This is a genomic window from Aeromonas enteropelogenes (assembly GCF_020097295.1).
Taxonomy (GTDB): domain Bacteria; phylum Pseudomonadota; class Gammaproteobacteria; order Enterobacterales; family Aeromonadaceae; genus Aeromonas; species Aeromonas enteropelogenes.
Genome location: NZ_CP083625.1, coordinates 2,153,994 through 2,174,244 on the forward strand (window position 1 = coordinate 2,153,994; position 20,251 = coordinate 2,174,244).

The window sequence follows — 20,251 nt, forward strand, 5'->3', positions numbered from 1 at the left end:
GCAAGGAGTCGCCTATGTATCGCCGTTTGATTACCCCCGAGCGCATCCACCCCTGGGGAGATGAGGAGCTGCTGGAGGCGACCGAGCAGGATCGTGCCCGAATTGTGCAGGCCGCCCCGGTGCGCCGTCTGCAGCAGAAGACCCAGGTCTTTCCCCTCGACGTGAAGGCGTCGGTGCGCAGCCGCCTCACCCACTCGCTGGAGGTGCAGGAGACCGGCCGCCAGATCAGCCGCTGCATTCTGGCGGCCTTGCCGACCGGAATGGTTTGTGAAGGGGCCTTTATCAATCTGGTGGAGATGTCCTGCCTGCTGCACGACGTGGGCAACCCGCCGTTTGGCCACTTCGGCGAGCAGGTGATGAGCCAGTGGCTCGGCGAGATGCTCGATCCCCTCTATCAACAAGCTTTGGGCCTGATGCCTTCATCCCAATGGGTGGAACTGCGCCAGGATCTGCTGCTGTTCGATGGCAATGCCCAGAGCCTGCGCCTGGTGCACAGCCTGCACGAACTCAATCTCACCCTGGGGCAGCTGGCGGCGCTGTGCAAATACCCGCAGCAGCCGCAGGCCGGGGTGAGCTATGGCCAGCATCATGGCTGGAGCAGCAAGCGGGGCATCTTCTTTAGCGAGCAGCCCCTCTATCGCGCTCTGGGCCAAAGCCTGGGGCTGGCCCAGGGTTGTCGCCATCCACTGGTCTACATCATGGAGGCGGCCGATGACATCTCCTACTGCATCGCCGATCTGGAAGATGCGGTGGATCGGCGCATCCTCACCCTCGGCGAGCTGCTGACGGCGCTGCGCAGCGCAGACGGGAGCGATTATCTGTCCGGATTGCTCGATGAGGCGCTGGCCTCCGGCAGGGGCTTCTTCCCCCACTTTCGCCAGCAGTTGACCCGGGATCTGGTGGCGCTTGCGGCAAAGAGTTATGTGGATGAACACGATGCCATCCTGCGGGGCAGTTATCCCCAGGCGTTGTTGCATGGTCAGGCACCGGCGGCGCGAGTGCTCGACATGCTCAAGCAGGTGGCCCGCGAGCTGGTGTTCCGGCGCCCCGAGGTGGAGGCGCTGGAGCTGGAAGGCTATGCCGCCCTGCGCGGGGTGCTCTCTACTTACGCCTGCCTGTTGGCAATGCCGGCCGGGCAGTTTGCTCGCTTGCTGGCGGGGGAAGGGGGCAATGAACTGTTCTTCGCCCGGCGCCTCTACCACAGGCTCTCGGCACGCCATCTCAAGGCTTATCGGCTGGCGGTGGCGACCCGTGATGCACGCTTTACCGACGAGGGGGAGCAGGAGTGGTATTACCGGGTGCGCCTGCTGCTCGATTACGTCAGCGGCATGACGGACACCTATGTGCTGGAGGAGTACCGGCTGCTGTCCGGCATCTGACGGCGATCCCTGTTTTTGTGATGGCCATGGCTTGCCAATGAAAACGTTTTTAAAAAGGTGCCATGAGAGACTTGTTTTAGATGTGAAGATTTTTTAGACTGCTGCAACCTGTTCAACTTTTACCCGGTAAGGAGACGAAAATGCAAGATCTGATGCTCAACGTTGCATTTACTCGCTGCACTCATGGCAGCGTGAAATCTCGTGCTCTTTTACCGCGTGGCGTAAACAGGTAACCCCTGCTTATTTTTATCACCCGCGGTTGTCCCGCAGGGTGATGTCCACTTTCTCCGGGAGAACCGCATGTTCAACTGGAGAATGTCATGTCAATCGAACTGGTTTTACTGCGCAGTGTAGAGTCCCTGGTCCAGAAGCGGATCGCCCATGTCGAGCGTCGCCTGACGCAGGTCAATCTTTCGCCGGCCTTGCTCAAGGATATCGGCCTGGAAGGGTATGAGGGGCAGGTTTCCCATGTCACTCACGTCCGTGAGCGAGAGTATCAAACCGGCTTTCGGCTCGGGAATCGAATAACCTGATCAAGGGGGGGAGTCATCCCCCCAACCCCTGTGGCGTGACAGGCCGGAGCCTGTCACTTTTTCTGCCATAAAAAGTAGGCCTTTTATTCACTTTTATTAGATATACCTCTATCCTCTTGGCCCCGTTTGTGACGGATGCGTATGTTTTCTCGCCTTGTGGTGCAATTGCCAGCAAGATGGGCGATAGCTGCATTATCGATTTCACTCATCAGGACAAGACGTTCATGCCTCTTTCTCGCCACTTTTTCTTCGCCTGGTTCGCGTGGCTGCTGCTGAGCAGTCCGTTAAGCGCTGCGACGCAGTCTGCATATGAAGGTAGCGGCGCCGTCGAGCAGCAGTCCGTACCCGAACTGGTGGTGGGAGTACCACGGGAAGGCTACCCACCATTTCTCTATGCCATGTCCGCCGATCATTATGCTGGGCCCCAGCGGGAGCTGACCCTGCGTATTGCCGCCGAGATGGAAAGAGAGGTGCGTTATGTTCCCTACACCTCTTATGTCGAAGCGCAGCAGGCGCTGATCGACGGGAAAGTGGATGCGCTGTTTGGCATCCCGCGCGATAGCCTGGATCATCGCGAAGTCAGCCAGGTCGGCTATCTGGGGAGCTATGACAGAGTAGTGCTGCTGCGGGAACCTGCCCAGATGCTCACCCTTGAGCAGGCAAAGAAACTGAGCTGGGTGTGTGTGCGCGGGTTTGGTTCCTGCCAAATCCTCGACAGGATGGGGATAGAGAACGTCACCCAGCTCAACAGTCGTGACGAGGCCAGCTACAGGGTGAAACTGGGTCTGGCCGATGCCTATGTGGGTCTGGAGCCCGCGCTGAAGAACGCCATGGAGCACATGTCCGGCCCGCTGGGGATCATCAATCCGGAGTGGTTGCAAGGCACAGTACTGACGATTGCGATCAGGAAGGGCAATATCGCCTTGAGAGATCGACTGCTCGAGGCTTACCAGCGGGTGCCGATCACCGATTCCAGGCTGCGTCTGGGGAGGGATGAATCTCCCGTCAGCCTCGCTCATCTGCTGGATGAAGAGGAGCGGGCCTGGCTGAAAAAGCGAGAGGTGGTTCGATTTGCGGTGGCGCCAGCCTTCGCCGGGATCAGTGAAATCGACAAGGAAGGTGTGCTGCACGGCTATGCGGCGGATCTGATGAAGCTGCTGAGCCTGCGTACCGGCATTCGCTTCGAGTTGACGCCAACGGACTCATGGACCCAATCCCTCGAACTGCTGCGCCGCCAGCAGGTGGATCTTATCCCCCTCATCACAGTGATGGACGAGCGGCGAGGCTACGCCTCTTTTACGTCTCCTTTCCTGATGCTCAATTCGTACGTGGTCGCCAAGCGGGGGAGCAAGAACCTGGCCTCTCTCGCTGATTTGCGTGGCCATCGGGTTGGCGGTGTGGTGGGTTCTTACGAGTCTTCCGTGGTCAATGCCAATGGTGGCATCCTGGTCCAGACCAGTACGGACAACGAGCTGCTGTCGATGCTGGATGACGGGCGAGCGGATTATGTGCTGCTGACCATGACCAACATCGGTCGTCAGGCGATGCAGGGCTTCAACGACAAGTACCAGGTCGTCTATGCCAGCAGCCAGTTTGGCACGCCGATCAGCATGGCTGTGGCGCACAGCCAGCCAGAATTGACCCGCATCATGGACAAGTTGCTGCTGACCATCAGCGACGATGAGTGGGCCCTGCTGGAGCGCAAATGGCTCAATATCTCCATCAACATGGAGCAGGACAATACGCTGCTTTACCGCTGGCTGGCCTTCTCTCTGGGCGGGGTTGTGGTCATAGGCGCGCTGGCATTTATCTGGGTCAGGAGCCTGCGGCGCCAGATAGCCCAGCGCCAGCGGGCGGAGCAAAAGCTCAACGAACAACTGGTATTTGTCCAGACCCTGCTCGATTCCTTGCCCAACATGGTGGCGCTGCGGGATCGCCAGCAGACCCTGACCTTGTGCAACAAGGCCTATCGGGAGACCTTCATCGGGGCCGAACTGGGGGATGGCTGGAGCAAGATGCAGCCGGACGAGCGGGAGCAGATGCTGCGCGAGGAGCGCCAGATTTGGGCGACCGGTGAGGTCATCGCCGGGGCGGGGCAGAGCAGCAATCGAGATGGCACCTTGTTCCACGTCATCTATGTGAAACTGCCCTACCGCGCCGCGGATGGGAGCATTCAGGGCGTACTGACGGTGCTGACCGATGTGAGCGCCATCAAGGCGGCCGAAAGCAAGGTGCGTGAAGCCGAAACCCGGTTGAAGGACATGACCGACAGCATGCCCGGGGTCGTATACCAATATCTGTGGCAGGGAGTGGGGAAAGGGCGTTTTCTCTATGTTTCGCGTGGCGCCGAAGAGATCCTGGGCAAACCGGCGGAAAGCCTGTTGCAGGCCCAGCCTGGCGGGGCGGTATTTGATCTCGGCGAGGAGATGCGGCAGGCGTTCGTCAGCGAGGTGGCGGCCCATGCCATGGCCCTGACGCCACTGGATCTGGAAGTCATGGTGCCTTCGCCTGCGGGGACGCGCTATCTGCAGGTGCGAGGCAACTTCGTCCCGCAGGAGAGTGGCGATCTGATCCTCAACGGTGTGGTGCAGGATATCACCACCCTCAAGCAGCAAGAGCTCGAGCTGCGCGAAGCGCGCGCGTCAGCCGAGCAGGCCATGCAGGCACGCAGCCGCTTCCTGGCGACCATGAGCCACGAGCTGCGGACCCCCATCTCCGGCATGCACGGCATGCTGGAGCTGCTGCGCATGAGTTCCCTCGACGAGGATCAGCGCTACCTGCTGCGCAATGTTGAGAGCTCCACCAACAATCTGCTCTATCTGGTCAACGATATCCTCGATTTTTCCAAGATGGAGGCGGGGCAGTTCCTGCTCGATTACCATCCCGGCCGCCTGCAGTCCGTCATCTGCGATGTGATCCGTGGCCATGCGGCCCAGGCCTACGGCAAGGGGTTGAAGGTGACGCTGCACTGGGAGGCGCAGATCCCCGATCAGGCGGTGCTTGATGCCATTCGCGTGGGGCAGGTGATCTCCAATCTGCTCAGCAATGCGGTCAAGTTTACCGAGCAGGGGAGCATCGGCATTCGGGTTGGCTATCGCGATGGCGCCCTCACCATCACGGTGAGTGACACCGGGATCGGGATCGCCGAAGAGAAGCAAGGGTTGCTGTTTACTCCGTTCGAGCAGGTGGAGTCCGACATCAATCGCCGTTTTGGCGGCACCGGGCTGGGCCTGGCCATCTGCGATCAGCTGGTGCGCAAAATGGGCGGAACACTCTCCCTCACCAGCCGGGCCGGTGAGGGGACCAGCTTCAGCTTCACTATCCCGCTTTCCGACTGCCGGTGGGATGCCCCGGCACTGACCGGCAGCCACTGGTGGCTGCTTGGTGATGATCTGCTGCTACAGGCAACCATGACCCGTTTCGGTGCTACCCTGCATCCCATTGATGGCAGCCAGCTAGATGGGGAGCTGGAAGGCTTGCTGCTGGCGGATGAACAAAGCCTCGAGCGAGCGCTTGGCAGCGAATGGCAACGCTGGTTACAGCACGCCAGTCTCAAGGGGATAGTTATCTCCCCCCGGGAGGCGCTGCGGGGGCGGCTTGGCACCAGCCACTGGTGGCGACTCGGTCAATCCCCCCTCTACCCGGACCTGCTGCTGGAAACGTGCCGCGATCTGCTGGCCGACCATGCCATGCCAAGCCAGGACGAAGCAACGGCAACCCTGGATGGCCGTGTGCTGGTGGCCGATGATCACCCGGTGAACCGGGCCTTGCTGGTCCGCCAGCTGGCGATACTTGGGGTCGACTGCGAGGTGGTGGATAATGGCGAGCAGGCACTGCGTGCCTGGCAAGGGCAGCGTTTTGCCCTGCTGCTGACCGATTGCCATATGCCGGTCATGGATGGCTATACCCTGGCGAGAACCCTGCGCAGCCAGGGAGAGCAGGCCCCCATCATAGGGGTGACTGCCGATGCGTCCGAGGAGGCGACCCAGAGCATGACGGCGGCCGGCATGAATGGCATGCTGATCAAACCCTATGCACTGGAATCGCTGCGCAAGTTGCTGACCAAGTGGTTGCCTGCAAGCGGCACCAATGCAGCTGAGCCAGCCGACTCGACTTCTGCCCTCGAGCAAGCCAGCCGCTGGCGGGATCTGTTTGGTGATGAGGCCCTGGCCTGCACCATGGCGCGAGAATATCTGGCATCAAATCAGGCTGATTGCCAAGAGATGATGGCAGCGACGGCGGCTCGTGATACCCGGGAATTGATGGAGATAGCCCATCGCATCAAGGGGGCAGCCCGCATGGTCGGTGAAGCCGCGCTGGCGGAACAGGCGGCCAGGCTGGAGTCAGCCGCCCGGTTGAAACAGCTGGATGAACTCGAGGCGTTGGCAGCCGGTGTGAATGCCGCCATGCATGAAGTAACACGCGAAATGGGACTGTGGATCCATGAATAAGAGAGAAGATGAGCTGGTTATCATGGTGGTGGAAGATCACGCCTTCCAGCGCAAGACCCTGTTGCACCAGATCCGCAGCCTCGGATATCAGCAACTGCTGGAGGCGCAGGATGGCCTCTCGGCGTTGGCGCTTTGCCAGCATCATCAGGTCGACATTCTTATCTGTGATCTGCGCATGCCCGGCATGGATGGCATGGCGTTGTTGCGCCGCCTCTCTCTGGGGGGCTTCAAGGGGGGCATTATCCTCTCCAGTGCCCTGGAGGATGACGTGGTGGCGGCAGTGCTGCGAATGAGTGCCGCCTATGGCCTGCAGGTGCTGGGGCGGCTCGAAAAGCCCTCAAGTCCGCAGCAAATCCGGCAACTGATCGACACCTGGTCCCCCGGACAAGAGCCACAACATAGCGAAGAGGGGGACGGCATCGACGTCGTCGAGTTGCAACTGGCCCTCGAGCGGGATCAGATCCTGCCCTGGTACCAGCCCAAGGTGAGCTTTGTGACCGGTCAGTGGGTGGGCATGGAGGCGCTGGCCCGCTGGCAGCACCCGGAATATGGCATGATCTCTCCCGCCCGTTTTATTCCCCTGGCGGAGAACAATGGGCTCATCGATCAGCTGACCGAGGTCATCATCAACAAGTCGCTCCGTGATGGTCATCTCTGGGAAGAGACGGGTCTGTCATTGAATCTGTCGATGAACCTCTCCACGACATCCCTGATCGAGGGGGATCTCTGCCACTCCCTCATCAACCAGTGTCAACGCTGGAGCATCAATCCCGAGTTGATCACCCTGGAGGTGACCGAGAGCTCTTTCGTCCAGGATTTGGGCAAGTCCCTGGAGGTGCTGACGCGTCTGCGCATGCACGGTTTTGGCCTCTCCATTGATGATTTCGGTACTGGCTACTCCTCCATGCAGCAGCTGGCGCTGCTGCCGTTTACCGAGTTGAAGCTGGATCGATCCTTCGTGGATCGCTGCTATGCCGATCCTTCTCGTCTGGCCATTATCGAATCCAGCATCGAATTGGCCCGTAAACTGGGGCTCAAGTCAGTCGCGGAAGGAGTGGAAGACGAGCAGACCTGGCGCCAGTTGGCTGCGCTGGGTTGCGATGTCTGCCAGGGATTTTTCTCCGCCCGGCCGATGCCCCGTCACGAGCTGAAAAACTGGCATGCAGCTTGGTTGGAACGCTTGCCAGCACTGCTGTCTGGCTGATGGGGGCTGTGCCTGACCCGTGGGCTGGATATGCAGTTGGTGCCGAATGAGAAAGGTTGGCAGGAAAGAGGGTCGGCAGGGTTGAAAGGGGTGGCGGAGCAAGCCGCCACCTGGCGTTATCGCGGCTAATCGAGGCGGCGGAAGGTGGCATTCTCGAGGCTGCAGGGGGTCTCCTGGTTGAGCAGGTTGACCAGCAGGATGGCCCGCTTCTCGCCATCAGGTTCCATATAGATGGCTTCAAAACCGGCGAAGGGGCCGGTCTCTATCTTCACCTTGTCCCCCTGGCTGGGCAGCCTGGCGTAACTGGCTCTCGCCTCGTCACTGTCATCCTTGCTCATCAGCTGATAGACAAGCGCACTGTTGATGGGCGTCCATTCGCTGCCGAAGTGGATGATCCGGCTGATGCCGCGGGTCGACTTCAGGGTGATGGGGGTGACTTCGTTCAGATCGACGAAGATAAACAGGTAGTTGGGAAACATGGGTTCCCGAACGGGAACCCGCTTGCCCCGGCGCAGCTTCTCGATCTCCACCATGGGGTAATAGGATTCGATACCCTGGGCATCGAGATGGGCGCGGGCGCGGGCCTCTTCTTTTGGCTTGCAGTAGGCCAGATACCATTTTTTCATGTGATCAGTATGTTCGTGTTGCCGTGCTCGCGGATATGATAGCGGCGCTTAATAAAAAGGCCACGCAAAGCGTGGCCTTTTTTACCGAATGGATGATTACCAGCCTTTGACCAGGCCGCCCTTGAACAGCTCCTGACCTTTCTTGTAGACATCGTCAGTCTGGAAGGACTGGACGAACTGTTTGACCTTCTCGTCATCCTTGTTGTTCTCGCGGGCCACGATCAGGTTGACGTAGGGGGATTCCTTATCTTCAACAAACAGGCCGTTTTCGCTCGGGGTCAGACCGATCTGGCCAGCGAAGGTGTTGTTGATGATGGCCAGATCCACGTCTTCCAGGGAGCGGGGCAGCTGGGCTGCTTCCAGCTCGACGATCTTGAAGTTACGCGGATTGTTGGTGATATCCAGTACGGTGGCTTCCAGGCCGGCACCCTCTTTCAGGGTCAGCAGGCCCTGCTTCTCCAGCAGGATCAGGGAGCGGCCCAGGTTGGTCGGGTCGTTCGGTACCGCGATCTGGGCACCATCCTGCAGCTCGTTCAGCGCCTTGATCTTCTTGGAGTAACCGGCGATCGGGTAGACGAAGGTGTTGCCGACCGGCACCAGCTTGAAGCCGCGATCACGGATCTGGGCATCCAGATAGGGTTTGTGCTGGAAGGCGTTGACGTCGATGCTGCCATCGTTCAGAGCCACGTTCGGGGTGACGTAGTCGGAGAAGGTCACCACTTCGACGTTCAGGCCATATTTCTCCTTGGCGATCTTGGCGGCCACTTCGACCAGCTCGGTTTCGGGGCCGGCGATGGCACCCACTTTCAGGCTCTTGTTCTCTTCTTTCTGGCCGCAGCCGGCCAGTACCAGGCCAGCCAGCAGGGCAGCCGCAACGGATTTGATGCCAAATTTCATAAAACCTCCTGTCAGAAATCGACGATTAACGATGATCGTATTTGTTGACCAGGCGCTCACCTGCGCTCTGGATGAGTTGAACCAGCACAACCAGGATAACCACGGTGACCAGCATGACGGTCGGGTCGAATCGCTGGTAGCCGTAACGGATACCCACATCACCCAGACCGCCCCCACCGATGGCACCGGCCATGGCGGAGTAGTTGACCAGGGTCACCAGGGTAATGGTGACGCTGTTGAGGATGCCGGGCAGGGCCTCGGGCAGCAGCACCTTGGTGATGATTTGCAGGGGCTTGGCGCCCATGGCCTTGGCTGCTTCCAGCAGGCCGTCCGGCACCTCCATCAGGGCCCCTTCCACCAGGCGGGCGATGAAGGGGATGCAACCGACGGTCAGCGGCACTATGGCGGCGATGGTGCCGATGCTGGTGCCGACGATCAGCCGGGTCAGCGGGATGATGGCCACCAGCAGGATGATGAAGGGCACCGAACGGCCGATGTTGACCACCATGCCGAGGGTGCGGTTGAGCAGCGGGTTGGCCAGGATCTGGCCGGCCTTGGTCACGTGCAGCGCCACGCCGAGCGGCAGACCGAGCAGGCAGCCGAACAGGGCGGAGGCAAACACCATGATGAGGGTGTCGCCCAGGGCCGTGAACAGCAGATTAATCATTGCTTCGGACATAACCCATTACCTCCAGCTGAATATGGTTGTCGATGAAGAACTGCTGGGTGGCCTCGCACTGGGCCTCATCCCCGAACAGTTCCGCCAGCAGGAAGCCGAACTTGACGCCGCCGGCGTATTCGATGTCGGCGCTCAGGATGCTGATGTCGATGTTGAAGCGGCGGCTCGCCTCCGAGATGAGCGGCGTGTCGACCGTGCTGCCGGTAAAGCCGAGCTTTACCAGCGGATAGCTGGCGGGTACCCGCTCCGTACTCATCCGATCCTGATACTCCTGGGGTACTTCCAGGTGGATGGTGGAGTGGATGAAATCCCGGGCCAGCTGGGTCTTGGCATTGCTGAAGAACCAGGCCACTTCGCCCTGCTCGATCAGCCGGCCGTCACTGATGATGGCCACTTCGTCGCAGATCCCCTTCACCACGTCCATCTCGTGGGTGATGAGCAAAATGGTGAGCCCCAGCTTGACGTTGATTTCCTTGAGCAGGGTCAGGATCGAGCGGGTGGTCTGCGGGTCGAGGGCCGAGGTGGCCTCATCGCACAGCAGCACCTTGGGGGCCGGGGCCAGCGCCCGGGCGATGGCGACCCGCTGCTTCTGGCCGCCGGAGAGCTCTGACGGATAGGCGTGGGCACGGGCTTCCAGCCCGACCAGCGCCAGCAACTCGGCGACCCGATGCTGGATCTTATCCTTGCTCCAGCCTGCCAGTTCCAGCGGGAAGGCGATGTTGGCAGACACGGTGCGGGAGGAGAGCAGGTTGAAATGCTGGAAGATCATCCCGATCTGGCGGCGGGCCTGGGTCAGGTCCCGTTCGCTCAGGGTCACCAGATCCTGGCCATCGACGATGACCTGGCCCTCTGTCGGACGCTCCAGCAGGTTGACACAACGAATGAGGGTGCTCTTGCCGGCGCCGGAGGCACCGATCACCCCGAAAATTTTGCCTTGGGGCACATGCAGGCTGACATCACGCAGGGCGTGCACGGCATCACTGCCTTTACCGTAGACTTTGTTGAGACCGATCAACTTAATCATGGGATTCTTCCGTGCTAACAGCCTTAAAGCACAGGGCGCTACAGGCGGGTGAATTGGGCAGAGGTTTCACTGGGTGACACTGCCATCATGGAGGATGATGCTAAGATGTCTGGATGGCCGTGTCAACGACCATTTATACATCTAGACGTCTAAAAAAGTGAGAAAAAGGATGCCCTTCCCGAGATGATGTTTTGTGGCGAAGAGGGGCTAAATATTGAATTCATGAATGTGGCTATCAATCCGAATTTAACATGGAAATCCTGGCTTGAATGTCATTTATATTGGATTTTGCACGACCTTTTTGTTCTGCTTCGTTTGAAGCACCTATGCACGCCCCGCCCTATCTTTTTACTTTTTGTTGCACAAATCGTTCCCGTTTCCTCGTCTATGGCACTTCTTGCCCGTTCATTTGATATAGCGCAAGGGGCAGCGCGATCCTGATTGGGGCACGAAAGATGGTTTTTTATACTGGGATGGACATCAGACAAGGAGGGCAGTGCGATGAGATTCCAACAGATCAAACAGTTGCTGCACTATCTGGAGCAGGTACATCACCAGCTTGGGCTCTGCTACGGGCGCTTGGCCGCTCAGGTGGACAGTGAACGCAGCCGGATGTTGCTGGTGTATTTGCAGGGGCGGGAAGACGCCGCCTGCGCTCACCTGCACGAGTATGGCAGCCAGCTGACCGAGGCGGTAAGGGAGACCTGGCTGGAGCAGGGGTTTAGCGAAGACATGTTGCCCGGCATTCGCCAGTTCGAGCTGCCAGCCACGGCCCAGACCCAGGATATCGTCACCCGGGTGTGTAGTTGGGAAGAGCAGCTGGTGGGCGAGCTCAATCATCTGGCCCGCGAGTGCCCGACCTCGGATACGGCGGCGCTGCTCGAGAATCTGGCCCGGCTGGAGCAGACCCGCCTGACCCGGTTGGTACACGGGGTGCATCGCCTGGACGATTTGTAAGGCCATATGAAAGAAGGGCCCGGCATGGCTGTCGGGCCCCTTGATTATGGGAGGTAGTCACAACGCCGAAGTGTTCAGCCCTGATGCTGCTCGGCGGCATAGAGGGCTGCCCCTATGATGCCTGCTTGGTTGAGGCTGGCCGCCGGGATGAGCGGCGCCCGGGTCTGGATGCGGTCGACAAACTTCTCCAGTTTGGCAGCGCTGCCGCCCCCCAGGATGAAGAGGTCGGGGGAGAACAGAAACTCGAGGCGGGCCAGATACTTGTTGAAGCGCTTTCCCCAGCGGTTCCAGGAGAGATCTTCGCGCTTGCGCACCGCATCCGAGCAGTAGTGCTCGGCGACCATGCCTTCCAGAACGAGATGACCCAGCTCGGTATTGGGCAGCAGGTGGCCGTTGACAAACACCGCCGTACCGATGCCGGTGCCTACCGTGATAAGGATGATCACCCCCTGGCGCTCCTTGCCTGCGCCAAATTTCATCTCGGCCAGACCGGCGGCATCGGCATCGTTCAGCACGTAGCAGGGCTGGCCGGTGACATCGCTGAACAGGTGAACGGCGTCGGTTTCTATCCAGCTCTTGTCGATGTTGGAGGCATTCTTGGCGATCCCGTGGTGGATGGTGGCGGGAAAACCGCACCCCACCGGCCCTTGCCAGTTGAAATGCTCCACCAGTGCCTTGAGGGTATGGGCAATGGCGGCCGGTGTGGCCGGTTGTGGCGTGGCAATGCGATGGCGCTCGCCGATCAGCTCGCCGGTTTTGGTATCGACCAGACAGCCCTTGATCCCCGAGCCGCCAATATCCACTCCCAACATATGCATCTGTGGTGTCCTTTTAATGTGCTGACCGTGACGGATCGGCAGAGCATGAAAAAACTGCGGCGTGCCGGCAAGGGGCAGATCGCTCAGGCGTGATCCGGCAAACCTTTTTCGATGCAGCGGATCAGCAAGCGAGTCTTTTTGCTCTCCTCTTCCCGACGGCCGGCCAGGGTTGCCAGCGCCCATTCGATATGCTCAGCCACCAGGGGCTTGGCCTCGGCAAGGGCCTGTTGCAGGGCGTCAATCACTTCCGCTGTGGCCGGCCCGTTGCCGAGTGCCACCGCCAGATTGCGGCGCCAGCGCTGGTAGCCGATGCGGCGAATGGGGCTCCCTTCAGTGTGCTTGAGAAACTCGCTCTCGCTCCAGCGCCACAGCTCAAGCAGGGGCGGGCGGTGCAGATTGGGTCGCGCACTGAAGTCAGGCTCCGGGCTGGCGTCCGCGTAGCGGTTCCAGGGGCAGATGAGTTGGCAGTCGTCACAGCCATAGATGCGGTTGCCCATCAGCGGCCTGAACTCTGGCGGGATGGGACCGTCATTTTCGATGGTGAGGTAGGAGATGCAGCGGCGGCCATCCACCACGTAAGGGGCGACAATGGCGCCGGTAGGGCAGATGTTGATGCAGGCCATGCACTTGCCGCACCGTTCCTTTTCGACCGGTTCGTCCAGCGGCAGCGGCAGGTTGAGCAAGAGCTCTCCCAGAAAGAAGAAGGAACCGGCCGACTCATTGAGCAGCAGCGAGTGCTTGCCCACCCAGCCGAGGCCGGCCTTGGCTGCCAGCGGCCGCTCCAGTACGGGGGCCGAATCGACGAAGGGGCGCCACTCGCCGATGGGGTCGGTTGTGGTTTGAAACAGCTCAGCGCAGCGCCGCTCGATGCGTTCCCCCAGCTGCTTGAGCCGGTTGCGCAGCACCTTGTGGTAGTCGCGCCCGAGGGCGTAGCGGCTGATGTAGCCGAGAGCCGGATCGCGCAGGGTGGCGGCGAAGCCCGCCTCGAAGGGGAGGTAGTTCATCCGCACCGACAGCACACGCCGGGTGCCCGGCAGCAGCTCGTGGGGGCGGGCCCGCATCATGCCGTGACGCGCCATATACTCCATGCTGCCGTGGTGGCCTGCATCCAGCCAAGCCTGCAGCCTGGGCTCTTCGATGGCGAGATCCGTATCCGTGATGCCTGCCTGGTCAAATCCTAGCTCGCGGGCCCAGAGCTTGATATCTTGAGCCAACTGCTCAAAGTCGGGGGCCGTCATCCCGCTGCATGCCTTAATGAATTGATCTGCAAGGCAAACAGGAGTGGATGCTCAGGCATCATCATGGGCCGGGCTGGGCCGGTTCGGGACAATGGATAAGCGTCGGGAGCCGTCATGGTACAGGTCATCGGGGATGCTGAATGCAAGAAAGAGGCGGACAGTCTATCACAGGGGCTGTGGCGGACCGAACAGATCCGCGCCCGTGAACAGGAGTGGGCCAGGCGTGAAGGGCAACCGCTCTATGCCCTGATGGAGCGGGCTGGTGCGGCCCTCTTTGCCCATGCAATCCGACACTGGCCCGAGCGTCGCAACTGGTGGATCTTCACCGGCCCCGGCAACAACGGCGGGGATGGCTATGTACTGGCTCGCCTCGCCCGCAAGCATGGGTTGGAGCCCGTGGTGATTGCCGCAAGGGAGCCCGTTCAGTTGAAGGGGGATGCCAGAGTGGCCGCCGAGGCCTGGCTGGCCTGCGGGGGAAAGGTCTGGCTGGCCGAAGACCCGGTGCTTGCCAGCCTTCCTCCCCCCGATCTGGTCATTGACGCCCTGCTGGGCACGGGTGTCAGTACACATCTCGCTCCGTTACTGACAAAGATCGTCGCAACAATCAATGGCTTGGGTGTGCCCGTGCTGGCCGTGGATCTGCCTTCCGGACTCAATGGCGATACGGGGCGCGCCATGGGGGCCGTGGTGCGCGCCACCTGCACCCTCACCTTTATCGGCATCAAGCAGGGCATGCTCACCGGGGATGGGGTCGACTGTGTCGGTCGGCTTGAATGCGATGAGCTTGGCGTTATGCCCGATGAGCGTGTGCCGCCTTCAGCCTGGCGGCTCGATTATCCGGCGCTCAAATCGCAACTGGTGCCGCGCTTGCGTTCGGCTCACAAGGGGATGAATGGCAAGGTGCTACTGGTGGGCGGCAATCGCGCCATGCAGGGGGCCATCCTGCTGGCGGCCAGGGCCTGCCTGCGGACCGGCGCCGGATTGGTGCGAGTGTGTCAGCATCCGGTTCATCCGCCAGTCAGTCTATCCCAGCCAGAATTGATGGGAGGCGATGAGGCGGATGACGGGGGCTGGGCATCGGTGCGGGTCATAGGGCCTGGCCTCGGGCTGGATGAGTGGGCTCGCACCCGGTTCGAGCAGGCATTGACCAGCAAAATTCCTCTGGTTTTAGACGCTGATGGATTGAATTGGCTGGCGCAAGCTCCTCGTCATCAGGATAATTGGGTACTTACTCCCCACCCTGGCGAGGCCGCTCGGCTGCTGGGGTGTTCCATCGCCGAGATTGAATCCGACCGGTTTGCCGCAGTGCGCGCCTTGCAGCAGCGTTACGGCGGCGTTGTGCTGCTCAAGGGGGCCGGTACCCTGATTGCCGATGACGAGGGGATCGCGCTCTGTTGCGAGGGCAATCCCGGCATGGCAAGTGGCGGCATGGGCGATCTGTTATCTGGTATAATCGCCGCCCTTTTGGCTCAGGGCTGGTCCGCCACCATGGCTGCCCGGCTGGGGGCCGTGCTCCACGGAGAGGCTGCCGATCTGGCCGCCGCTGACGGAGAGCGGGGCATGCTGGCGTCCGATCTGTTGCCCTGGATCCGCAAACTGGTTAATCCCGACACCATTACAAGTTAAAGAAGAACATGGCAAAACAGTTGATGATGACACTGCCGGACGAGGCAGCAACAGTGGCTCTGGGTGGCCGTCTGGCACAGGCCTGTCAGCAGGCGACCACGGTGTTTTTGCATGGCGCCCTGGGGGCCGGTAAAACGACCCTGACCCGGGGCTGGGTACAGGGGCTGGGCCATCAGGGCAAGGTAAAGAGTCCGACTTATACCCTGGTCGAACCCTATGAGCTGGATGGCTGGCAGGTCTACCACTTCGATCTCTACCGTCTGGCCGATCCCGAAGAGCTGGAGTTCATGGGGATCCGCGACTACTTCTCTGCCAACACCCTCTGTTTGGTGGAGTGGTCCGAGAAGGGGGAGGGCTGGCTGCCGGCACCCGACCTCGAAATCACCCTCACCTATGTAGGCGAGCAGCGCGAGGCCCTGATTGAGGCACGCACTGCTATTGGCGAAGCCATTCTGGAACGGTTGTCATCTACGTGCGCTTGATCCTTCTTATTGCTTTCTCCTTGATGGCCTTACCCTCCTGGGCGAATCAGCTCAAGAGCGTGCGGATCTGGCCATCACCGGACAACACCCGGGTGGTGCTCGACATGAGCAGCGCCCCCAATTACAACTACTTCACCCTGACCGGTCCGGATCGCCTGGTGATCGACCTGAAAGGGGCGAACGTGGCCACCAACCTGGCTCGCGTCGAGAACAACAGTGAACTGGTGCGCAAGGTGCGCCAGAGCACGCCCCAGGAGAAGGGCGACCTGCGGCTGGTGCTGGACCTGAGTTCAGCCATCAAGCCGGTGGTGTTCCCGCTGGCCCCGGCCGGCCCCTATGGGCATCGGCTGGTGATCGACTTGCCCTATGAAGAGAAGCGCTCGGCCGCCGCCGTGCGATCGGCGCCGGTGGGCGGCAAGGGCAAGGGGGTGGTGATTGCCATCGACCCGGGTCATGGCGGGGAAGACCCTGGCTCCATCGGCCCGCGTCGCACCTACGAGAAGCGGGTGACCCTGGCGGTTTCCCAGAAGCTGGCGGTTCTCATCGACCGTGAGCCCGGGATGCGTGCCATCCTGACCCGCCGTGGTGACTACTTCGTCGATCTGAACAAGCGCTCCGAAATCGCCCGCAAGGCGAAGGCTGATCTGCTGGTGTCCGTTCATGCCGACAGCTTCCATAACTCCACGCCACGTGGTGCTTCCGTCTGGGTATTGTCGACCAACCGCGCCAACCGCGAGATGGGCAGCTGGCTGGAGAAGCAGGAGAAGCAGGGCGAACTGCTTGGCGGGGTCGGCAAGGTATTGGCCGAATCCGATCCCAACCCCTATCTGGCACAGACCTTCCTCGACCTCTCGATGGACAAGTCCCGTGCCGAGGGCTATGACGTCAGCCGCCAGATCCTGCGCTCGATGGGTAAGGTCGCGAGGCTGCACAAGAAGGCGCCGGAACACGCCAGCCTGGCGGTGCTCAAGGCGCCGGACATTCCCTCCGTGCTGGTGGAGACGGGGTTCATCTCCAACCACGCCGAAGAGAAGTTGCTGGCCACCTCCAGCTATCAGGATCAGCTGGCTCGCGCCATCTTCGAGGGGATCCGCAATTATTACCGCGCCCACCCGACCAAGGGGGCCATGCTGACCGGCAAGAGCGTGGCGAGCCAGCCAGCTGCGGCGCCCAGACAGGTGGCCGCGAGCAAACCGGCTCCCCAACCCCAAGTGACCAACCGGATGCCGGCGACTGTGCGTGACAGTGGTGCACCGGTCAGCAGCGTGGGCAGCGCCTCCGGCGCCGGGGTGATCAAACCCTACTCGGCGACCACCAGTGCCGGGGTCAACGACAAGTCGAAGATGATCCGCCACGTGGTCACCCGCGGCCAGAGCCTCTCTCGCCTTGCCGAACGGTACGGGGTGAGCCAGGCCCGTCTGGTGGAGATCAACAAATTGAAATCGCGGGAAATCCAGATAGGGCAGGTGCTCTACATTCCCAAAAAATAAAGCAGGAGCCAGCGATGCCAATCCGTATATTGCCTCCGATTCTGGCTAACCAGATTGCCGCAGGGGAGGTGGTGGAGCGGCCCTCTTCCGTCGTCAAGGAACTGGTGGAAAACAGCCTGGATGCGGGCGCTGACCGGGTCGAAATCGATATCGACAAGGGGGGTGCCAAGCTGATCCGCATTCGTGACAACGGCTGCGGAGTTGCCCGGGATGAACTGGTGCTGGCGCTGTCGCGCCACGCCACCTCCAAGGTCGCGACCCTGGACGATCTGGAAGGGATCAACAGCCTGGGATTTCGCGGCGAGGCGCTCGCTTCCATCAGCTCGGTTTCCCGGTTGACCTTCACCTCCCGCACAGCGGAGCAGGCCGAAGCCTGGCAAGCCCAGGCCGAGGGGCGCGAGATGAGCGTCACCGTCAAACCGGCGGCCCATCCGGTGGGTACGACAGTGGAGGTGGTGGATCTCTTCTTCAACACCCCGGCGCGGCGCAAGTTCATGCGCAGCGAAAAGACCGAGTTCGCTCATATCGACGAGCTGGTGCGCCGCATCGCGCTCTCCCGCTTCGACGTCACCCTGATCCTGCGCCACAACGGCAAGGTGGTACGCCAGTACAAGGCTGCCAATACGGTGCCGGAGCAGGAGCGCCGCCTTGCCGCCGTCTGTGGCACGCCCTTCATGCATCATGCGCTGGCGGTGGAGAGCGAACACAGCGACGTGCGACTGTGGGGCTGGCTGGCCACTCCGCAGGGGGCCAGGCCGCAAAATGATCTGCAATACACCTACGTCAATGGCCGCATGATGCGCGACAAGCTCATCAACCACGCCATCCGCCAGGCCTACGACGAGCTGTTGCCCGCCGATCGCTTCGCCGCCTATGTGCTCTATATCGAGCTGGATCCCCGCCAGGTGGACGTCAACGTCCATCCGGCCAAGCACGAGGTGCGCTTTCATCAGGCCCGTCTCATTCATGATTTCATCTTCCAGGGGCTCTTTACCGCACTGCGCCGTGAAGGGGCTGGTAGCGCCACCGATGAGCCGCTGGCCGAAACCCTGGTGGAACTGCCGGTCACTCCGCAGATCGAATATCCCGGGCAGGCGCCTCGTCCCGAATGGTATGGCGCCGAGCACAACTACCGTGCGCCGTCTCAGGTGCGAGAAGGAGGTGCGGGAAGCGCCGGCAGCTACCAGCCACCCGAGCCCCCGAGCCGCGAGGCGATGCGGGGCATGGGAGCGCTGCTCACCACCTTGCCCATCGCCGAATCGGCACAAGTTGCGACAAACGCCCCTGCTGACGCTCCCAGGCCACCCGCACAACAGGGTTGCCGGGCGCTTACTCTGGTGGAGCAGGCCTATCTGCTGATAGAGCGGGATGGCCAGCTGGCACTGTTGTCGCTGGTGCGGGCCGAACGCCTGCTGCTGCGTCACTGGCTGCTGGAGACCTGGGGCCAGGGGCTGGCGGCCCAGCCACTGTTGTTGCCGGTCTCCTTCAAGTTGCCCAAAAACCTGATGACCCTGGTGGAGGCGCAGGAGCGTTTGCTCAAACGGATGGGGCTGGAGTTGAAAAGCGGTGGGCGCGACACCATGATCCTGACTCGGGTACCCGCCTTGCTGCGTCAGACCGACCTGGTACGGCTGTTACCCGAATTGCTGCAAATCATCGAGGGTGGATCTGACAGTGATGCCGGCCAGCAGGCTGAAGTATTATGCCAATGGCTGGTGGAGCAGGGGATAAGCCGCGAGAAAGTATACGATTTTTCAACTGCCAGTCGGTTGCTGACGGAACTTGTTGCCGATCACGCTGACCAACTGGCAGACGTTCGCATGGTGCGCCCGCTCTCGCTGGCGGCCGTGCTGGAGGAGTTCAAGCATGGCGAGTGACTTGCCGACTGCAATTTTTTTGATGGGGCCGACGGCCTCCGGCAAGACGGATCTCGCCATCGAACTGTGTCAGGCGCTGCCCTGCGACATCATCAGCGTCGATTCGGCCCTGATCTATCGCGGTATGGATATCGGCACTGCCAAGCCGACCCCGGCCGAGCTGGCGCTGGCGCCTCACCGGCTGATCGACATCTTGGATCCGGCCCTGAGCTACTCGGCGGCGGATTTTTGCAAGGATGCCCTGCGGGAGATGAAGGATATCGCCGATCGCGGCCGCATTCCGCTGCTGGTGGGTGGCACCATGCTCTATTTCAAGGCGTTGCTGGAGGGGCTGTCACCCCTGCCTTCCGCCGATCCGGCCATTCGTGCCGGCATTGAAGAAGAGGCGGCCCGCCTCGGCTGGCAGGCGTTGCACGACGAGCTGGTGCGCATCGACCCGGTAGCCGGTGCCCGCATTCATCCCAACGATCCGCAGCGGCTCAGCCGGGCGCTCGAGGTCTACCGCATCAGCGGCAAGACGCTCACCGAATTGACCCAGGTACAGGGAGAGGGGTTGCCCTATCGGGTGCAACAGTTTGCCATTGCGCCGAAGGATCGTGCCGTGCTGCATCAGCGTATCGAACAGCGTTTCGACAAAATGCTGCAAGGGGGCTTCGAACAGGAGGTGAGGGCCCTGATGGCCCGCGGCGATCTGACACCGGATCTGCCCTCTATTCGCTGCGTCGGATATCGCCAAATGTGGGACTATCTGAACGGTGAGATAGAGTATGATGAGATGCGTTATCGTGGCATCGTTGCCACCCGCCAATTGGCAAAACGACAGATGACCTGGTTGCGCGGTTGGCCCGATGTGACCTGGTTGGAATCTGGTGAGTCTGGCAATCTGGAACGCGTGCTTGCTCGCGCTGGTGCGGCTTGACACTCCCTGTATAATCAGGTTGTTATATTGAGATTCGATGTTTAAAAACAA

At 61.0% G+C, this 20,251-nt stretch carries 16 protein-coding genes; 10 read left to right on the top strand and 6 right to left on the bottom strand.

Translation table 11 applies throughout. The features are described 5' to 3' along the window. Positions 1-14: 14 nt before the first annotated feature. From dgt to LA321_RS10185, 4 genes are all read left to right on the top strand, one after another. Positions 15-1,379 carry a dGTPase gene (gene dgt, locus LA321_RS10170; protein ID WP_042070138.1) on the top strand — a complete coding sequence of 455 codons (1,365 nt, stop codon included), beginning with the start codon at positions 15-17 and terminating at the stop codon, positions 1,377-1,379. 320 nt (positions 1,380-1,699) lie between these two features. Next, on the top strand, positions 1,700-1,912 hold the full coding sequence (locus LA321_RS10175; RefSeq protein WP_026456921.1) for a hypothetical protein: 213 nt from the start codon (positions 1,700-1,702) through the stop codon (positions 1,910-1,912). Positions 1,913-2,136: 224 nt separating this feature from the next. Then, on the top strand, positions 2,137-6,363 hold the full coding sequence (locus LA321_RS10180) for an ATP-binding protein (RefSeq protein WP_042070210.1): 4,227 nt from the start codon (positions 2,137-2,139) through the stop codon (positions 6,361-6,363). Next, positions 6,356-7,567 (top strand): EAL domain-containing response regulator, encoded by a 1,212-nt coding sequence (locus tag LA321_RS10185; RefSeq protein ID WP_042070137.1) that lies wholly within the window; start codon positions 6,356-6,358, stop codon positions 7,565-7,567. The genes LA321_RS10180 and LA321_RS10185 overlap by 8 nt, the downstream gene beginning before the upstream one ends. Before the next feature lie 125 nt (positions 7,568-7,692). Here LA321_RS10185 and rfaH read toward each other — a convergent pair whose 3' ends face one another. The 4 genes from rfaH to metN form a co-directional block, all read right to left on the bottom strand. Beyond that, on the bottom strand, positions 7,693-8,193 hold the full coding sequence (gene rfaH, locus LA321_RS10190; RefSeq protein ID WP_042028240.1) for a transcription/translation regulatory transformer protein RfaH: 501 nt from the start codon (positions 8,191-8,193) through the stop codon (positions 7,693-7,695). A gap of 96 nt (positions 8,194-8,289) precedes the next feature. Next, a complete protein-coding gene (gene metQ / locus LA321_RS10195) occupies positions 8,290-9,090 on the bottom strand; it encodes a methionine ABC transporter substrate-binding lipoprotein MetQ (RefSeq protein WP_042070136.1) in 801 nt (266 codons plus the stop codon). Positions 9,091-9,115: 25 nt separating this feature from the next. Beyond that, complete coding sequence (locus LA321_RS10200) at positions 9,116-9,769, bottom strand: methionine ABC transporter permease (protein WP_042070135.1); 654 nt, start codon at positions 9,767-9,769, stop codon at positions 9,116-9,118. After that, complete coding sequence (gene metN / locus LA321_RS10205; RefSeq protein WP_042070134.1) at positions 9,750-10,793, bottom strand: methionine ABC transporter ATP-binding protein MetN; 1,044 nt, start codon at positions 10,791-10,793, stop codon at positions 9,750-9,752. The genes LA321_RS10200 and metN overlap by 20 nt, the downstream gene beginning before the upstream one ends. 501 nt (positions 10,794-11,294) lie before the next feature. Between metN and LA321_RS10210 the strand changes: the two genes are divergently transcribed. Next, positions 11,295-11,750, top strand: coding sequence for a hypothetical protein (locus tag LA321_RS10210; RefSeq protein ID WP_026457144.1), 456 nt, complete (start codon positions 11,295-11,297; stop codon positions 11,748-11,750). A 74-nt stretch (positions 11,751-11,824) separates the two neighbouring features. Here LA321_RS10210 and ppgK read toward each other — a convergent pair whose 3' ends face one another. Both ppgK and queG read right to left on the bottom strand, forming a co-directional pair. Continuing rightward, complete coding sequence (gene ppgK / locus LA321_RS10215) at positions 11,825-12,568, bottom strand: polyphosphate--glucose phosphotransferase (RefSeq protein WP_042070132.1); 744 nt, start codon at positions 12,566-12,568, stop codon at positions 11,825-11,827. Between the two features lie 83 nt (positions 12,569-12,651). Then, positions 12,652-13,806, bottom strand: coding sequence for a tRNA epoxyqueuosine(34) reductase QueG (gene queG, locus LA321_RS10220; protein WP_042070131.1), 1,155 nt, complete (start codon positions 13,804-13,806; stop codon positions 12,652-12,654). Positions 13,807-13,920: 114 nt separating this feature from the next. On the opposite strand from queG, the gene LA321_RS10225 reads away from it, so the two are divergent. The 5 genes from LA321_RS10225 to miaA are packed head-to-tail and all read left to right on the top strand — an operon-like array spanning position 13,921 to position 20,200. Further along, positions 13,921-15,432, top strand: a complete 1,512-nt coding sequence (locus LA321_RS10225) for a bifunctional ADP-dependent NAD(P)H-hydrate dehydratase/NAD(P)H-hydrate epimerase (RefSeq protein ID WP_042070129.1) — start codon at positions 13,921-13,923, stop codon at positions 15,430-15,432. Positions 15,433-15,440: 8 nt separating this feature from the next. Beyond that, positions 15,441-15,914 (top strand): tRNA (adenosine(37)-N6)-threonylcarbamoyltransferase complex ATPase subunit type 1 TsaE, encoded by a 474-nt coding sequence (gene tsaE / locus LA321_RS10230; protein ID WP_042028249.1) that lies wholly within the window; start codon positions 15,441-15,443, stop codon positions 15,912-15,914. Between the two features lie 23 nt (positions 15,915-15,937). Continuing rightward, on the top strand, positions 15,938-17,404 hold the full coding sequence (locus LA321_RS10235) for an N-acetylmuramoyl-L-alanine amidase (protein ID WP_223380415.1): 1,467 nt from the start codon (positions 15,938-15,940) through the stop codon (positions 17,402-17,404). A gap of 14 nt (positions 17,405-17,418) precedes the next feature. Beyond that, positions 17,419-19,281: a DNA mismatch repair endonuclease MutL gene (gene mutL / locus LA321_RS10240; RefSeq protein WP_042070127.1), complete on the top strand. Its 1,863-nt coding sequence runs from the start codon at positions 17,419-17,421 to the stop codon at positions 19,279-19,281. Next, on the top strand, positions 19,271-20,200 hold the full coding sequence (gene miaA / locus LA321_RS10245) for a tRNA (adenosine(37)-N6)-dimethylallyltransferase MiaA (protein ID WP_042070125.1): 930 nt from the start codon (positions 19,271-19,273) through the stop codon (positions 20,198-20,200). The genes mutL and miaA overlap by 11 nt, the downstream gene beginning before the upstream one ends. Positions 20,201-20,251 lie beyond the last annotated feature (51 nt).

Coding starts and splice junctions, on each gene's coding strand:
- dgt (WP_042070138.1), top strand. CDS start 15: ATGTATCGCCGTTTGATTACCCCCGAGCGCATCCACCCCTGGGGAGAT.
- LA321_RS10175 (WP_026456921.1), top strand. CDS start 1,700: ATGTCAATCGAACTGGTTTTACTGCGCAGTGTAGAGTCCCTGGTCCAG.
- LA321_RS10180 (WP_042070210.1), top strand. CDS start 2,137: ATGCCTCTTTCTCGCCACTTTTTCTTCGCCTGGTTCGCGTGGCTGCTG.
- LA321_RS10185 (WP_042070137.1), top strand. CDS start 6,356: ATGAATAAGAGAGAAGATGAGCTGGTTATCATGGTGGTGGAAGATCAC.
- rfaH (WP_042028240.1), bottom strand. CDS start 8,193: ATGAAAAAATGGTATCTGGCCTACTGCAAGCCAAAAGAAGAGGCCCGC.
- metQ (WP_042070136.1), bottom strand. CDS start 9,090: ATGAAATTTGGCATCAAATCCGTTGCGGCTGCCCTGCTGGCTGGCCTG.
- LA321_RS10200 (WP_042070135.1), bottom strand. CDS start 9,769: ATGTCCGAAGCAATGATTAATCTGCTGTTCACGGCCCTGGGCGACACC.
- metN (WP_042070134.1), bottom strand. CDS start 10,793: ATGATTAAGTTGATCGGTCTCAACAAAGTCTACGGTAAAGGCAGTGAT.
- LA321_RS10210 (WP_026457144.1), top strand. CDS start 11,295: ATGAGATTCCAACAGATCAAACAGTTGCTGCACTATCTGGAGCAGGTA.
- ppgK (WP_042070132.1), bottom strand. CDS start 12,568: ATGCATATGTTGGGAGTGGATATTGGCGGCTCGGGGATCAAGGGCTGT.
- queG (WP_042070131.1), bottom strand. CDS start 13,806: ATGACGGCCCCCGACTTTGAGCAGTTGGCTCAAGATATCAAGCTCTGG.
- LA321_RS10225 (WP_042070129.1), top strand. CDS start 13,921: ATGGTACAGGTCATCGGGGATGCTGAATGCAAGAAAGAGGCGGACAGT.
- tsaE (WP_042028249.1), top strand. CDS start 15,441: ATGGCAAAACAGTTGATGATGACACTGCCGGACGAGGCAGCAACAGTG.
- LA321_RS10235 (WP_223380415.1), top strand. CDS start 15,938: ATGGCCTTACCCTCCTGGGCGAATCAGCTCAAGAGCGTGCGGATCTGG.
- mutL (WP_042070127.1), top strand. CDS start 17,419: ATGCCAATCCGTATATTGCCTCCGATTCTGGCTAACCAGATTGCCGCA.
- miaA (WP_042070125.1), top strand. CDS start 19,271: ATGGCGAGTGACTTGCCGACTGCAATTTTTTTGATGGGGCCGACGGCC.